Here is a 3,670-nt window from a genome sequence, read left to right as displayed (position 1 = left end):
AGGCAACGTATCCGAAATCGTCAGATTTTCCAGATACGTATCGTTGACTACGCCTCTTGCGCGGATCGTATAAGAGACAGTGTCTCCCACTTCATACGTAGCCTTGCTTGCATCCACATTCGATGCGAACTTCTCTGATTCAATTTGCGGATTGCGCGGATATACCTGTACTTCTTCTCTTGGATGATCCGGTGTCTCCACATTGTCGCCGCCTACCGTGGCGATATTGATAATATCCTTACCAGCTTGTCCAGGTTTTACGACTGCCTGGAATTCAACCTTATGGAACTCCGTATCCGTGATGTCTCCGAACTGGCCGGCTACCTCTCCGCCAGCATAGTAACCAGTATCGTCTCCTTCACTGTCGGTAACGGATTTGCCATCCACCGTCAGACTACCCGGCACATATTCCAGTTCCTCCGGAACCACGTCTGAAATGGTGAGGTTTTTCACCGTCGTACCCGCATTGTTATTACGGGTTTGAATCGTGTACAGCAGCGTATCTCCCACTTCAGGATGCTCTGTATCGGTATTTCCGGACGCTTTTTCCTGAATAGTGACCGTTTTATCGGATTCAATCATAGGAAAAATAATCGGCGTTGTCGTTAAATTCGTTTCTGTCTGCTCTTCTTCTTCTGTCAACAGATTGTCATAGTTGATTTGCGCCTTGTTGTTAACAGATTTCACTGCGTAATCATTCAGCACTTTCACTTTGAATTGCACAGTGACTCCATTGCCCAGCTTGCCGGTATTCGCCAGATCTCCGATCTTGATGTTAATCTGATTTCCGTCAAAATCACCTTCATCGGTATCGTTGGCATCCGTCAGATTTTTGGTCGCAGAGCCATTATTCAAGACCATCGATCCAGGGACATATTCCGTTCCAGCCGGGATGGCATCCGTAATGGTTGCATCGGCCGCAATGTCCCCGCCTTCGTTCTTGACATTAATCGTATACGTCAGTTCACTGCCGGCTTTGACCTCACCCGGCGGATCAACCGTCTTGTTGGAGGTTACACACGGCTCTGTCCCGAGGAAGATATCATCGAGGAAGTTACCGGCTCCCAGAGTTCCACCCGCTGAACTCACCGCTTCAAAACCAAAGCGCGTTACGGTCTGTCCCGCCGGAACGGTATAACTGCCCGTATAAGTTCCCCATTTCGTGTTTCCATCCGACATTTTCCGTTGCACTACAGTATCGTACGGATCAGCCGTTGCCGCACCGATACGAAGCTGCATGGTGTCTACCCCCTGGCGTCCCATATGGGACAAGCGCCAGTGGATGGTTTGGCCAGGTACGGTCGCCACATCCTGATACAGCATGCCGTTGTCAAAAGCATTTAATTCTGCCCAGCGGTTGCCATCAGGTGGTGCAGGCCAGTTCCGTGCAGCTGGCGGAAAACTTCGCGCCCAGTTCCAGACCTCAATGATTTTCTCACCACCGGCATCGTCGGTAGTCTTCCAAGGAGGCATCTCCGATTCCTTGAAATAAATGCCCCAACTACTATCATACGCACTACCTCTGGAAGCCCCTTCTTCAAAACTGCCGTTCAGCAACGCCACCGGAGCCGCACAAGGGCTATCCGCCGCCTGCGTTGCAGGGGTAAGTGACGGTTGTGAAACAGGCAATATGCCGAAGATCAGCATAAACACCGAAAACTTAATAAAAAGGCGCTTGAATAAGCTTGTTCGCCTTACGGAGCGGGTATTAACCAAGTTGTCTCCCCCCAATATTTGCTTATTTCAGATCATCGGTGCCTGGTTTGACATCGTTCTCCCATTCTCCCCAGCACCCATTCTTCCGCTTTTGACAATTTGCCCGTTATTATGTATATGTTTATTCTAGGTTGCCGAGCGAGTCCAAGCACTCCCCCCTCCGAAACTATTTGTTATTCCAAACTGCCGGCAGTTGTGTTCGACGTTCGTCACCTCCTTCTCTCCGGCACTATATTTCAATTTTTAACAATTAGTCACGCTTAGTATAATTCCGAAGGCAAATATAGACAATATTTTTACATAAATATGCGTAATTTGTCATAGGTCCCAGGAATGTATCATAAGGAATATCTGTGAACTTAGTAGATACCCTCCTACCGGATCAATGCACAGCCTGCCTGGAGTTTAAAGCTTTTTCAAGCGATTTATCATGACTTCTATTGCCTTCACTGGATTTTCATTAAAAGAAAGAGTAAGATTGAATTGTGAAAATATGGTTATTTTTAGTCCTATTAATCGTTTTACACATTCACATTCATGTAAATAAAAGGAGGATATATGCGCAAAATAGTAGGTGTTTTATTGTCGGTGGCTGGTGCAGGCATTTTGACGGTGGGGGCCATGCAATATATCGAGCATCAAGCCAATCTGAAGAAAGCGATGGCCGAAGCCAACGCGCTGATTGGTCAACCCGGTACCACAGATATTTCGGAGGAAACACGGATGACTACAGTATCACATCGCACTCCCTTGATCGACAGAAGCGAATTTAAACCGGAACAAAATGATGTGATCGGCTTGCTGGAAATCCCGAAGCTGAACGAAGATTTGCCGATTATTGAAGGCACGGATGAGGAGAATCTGGCGAGAGGAGTCGGACATTACAGCAGCACCGTATTTCCTTCGGATAACGAGCAGATTTTGCTGTCCGGGCACCGGGACACCGTTTTCCGGAATTTCGGCAAGCTGGCGATCGGCGATCGTTTTATCGTCAAGCTGCCATACGGTACATATGAATACGAGATTAAAAGCACAGATATTGTGGATAAAGACGATACAACCGTAATTCGCCCGATGGGAACCGAGGTGCTGGTGGTTTCTACCTGCTACCCGTTTAACTTTGTAGGAAGTGCGCCTGAGCGTTACATCCTGTATGCCTACCCGGTCGATCACTTGAATTCCTAAGACATCTCTGTGTCCGGCCCGGTCAGGGACCCTAATTATATAATGACCGAAATAATCTCCTCAAGCTTGATCCAACTGTAATCCTCTGCTCCCCGGACCAGCTTGATTTCCCGCAGACCTGTGTTCACATTGGTGACGATCCCACGCAGCTCTTCATCATCAAAGGGATTGAATACGACCACTGTAATCGGCACACGCTGGTTGTAGGATTCGATCAGCGCCTGCTCGATCATCTGCATTTCCTGGTCATCCAGAACCGGCCTCCCGCGTCGCTCCTGCTCCCTCATATATACCTGATACGCTTCCCTGTGCTCCGGGAGAATCATGCGTGAACTCTCGAAGAGCCCGTTGGCTTCCAGCTTTTTGCTCATGTGTCAACCTCCTATGCTGATTGAGTGATGGGAGTCCATGCCAGCACATTGCTTTCGCGAAAGGCACGCGGCTCACCTGTCTGCCAATGTATTTGGCTGGCATGATCATCACCCTTTTAGACGTTTGTTATCATTGTATACGAACAAACGTTCCTTTTTCAATGTAAATATCATCCACTACAAAGAAAAAAGGGTGTCCCCAAAAGGCTCTTGACCGGGGCATTCTTTTCGTGCGTGGGTGAGACGCTCCGAGAACGAAGCATTCCTCCAATCCCTGATATGAACGAGACTGTCAAAAGCGTCTCTTTGACTCCCACGTTTTTTACCCCTTTCCCTTTCAACCCGGAGGGGGACAGTCTGAGTAAGGAAGCAAAAGTTCTCGACGTTGAGGCAGTCTG

3 protein-coding genes are annotated in these 3,670 nt (G+C 48.3%); 1 reads left to right on the top strand and 2 read right to left on the bottom strand.

Annotated features, from left to right (window positions below; genetic code table 11):
- Positions 1-1,716 (bottom strand): isopeptide-forming domain-containing fimbrial protein (locus tag OIN60_RS17735; protein ID WP_305756203.1); only part of this gene is annotated, 1,716 nt, incomplete at its 3' end.
- Between the two features lie 558 nt (positions 1,717-2,274).
- Between OIN60_RS17735 and srtD the strand changes: the two genes are divergently transcribed.
- Positions 2,275-2,901: a class D sortase, LPxTATN-specific gene (gene srtD, locus OIN60_RS17730; RefSeq protein ID WP_305756202.1), complete on the top strand. Its 627-nt coding sequence runs from the start codon at positions 2,275-2,277 to the stop codon at positions 2,899-2,901.
- 35 nt (positions 2,902-2,936) lie between these two features.
- On the opposite strand, the gene OIN60_RS17725 is transcribed toward srtD, so the two are convergent.
- Positions 2,937-3,272 carry a YolD-like family protein gene (locus OIN60_RS17725; protein WP_305756201.1) on the bottom strand — a complete coding sequence of 112 codons (336 nt, stop codon included), beginning with the start codon at positions 3,270-3,272 and terminating at the stop codon, positions 2,937-2,939.
- Positions 3,273-3,670 lie beyond the last annotated feature (398 nt).

The sequence above is a fragment of the Paenibacillus zeirhizosphaerae genome (assembly GCF_030705605.1).
GTDB lineage: Bacteria > Bacillota > Bacilli > Paenibacillales > Paenibacillaceae > Paenibacillus > Paenibacillus zeirhizosphaerae.
The sequence above is the reverse complement of the archived record's forward strand: the minus strand, read 5'-3'. Positions and strand labels throughout refer to the sequence as shown.

Bases quoted from the DNA above. Each gene is read 5' to 3' on its own strand.
- srtD (WP_305756202.1), top strand. From the start codon at position 2,275: ATGCGCAAAATAGTAGGTGTTTTATTGTCGGTGGCTGGTGCAGGCATT.
- OIN60_RS17725 (WP_305756201.1), bottom strand. From the start codon at position 3,272: ATGAGCAAAAAGCTGGAAGCCAACGGGCTCTTCGAGAGTTCACGCATG.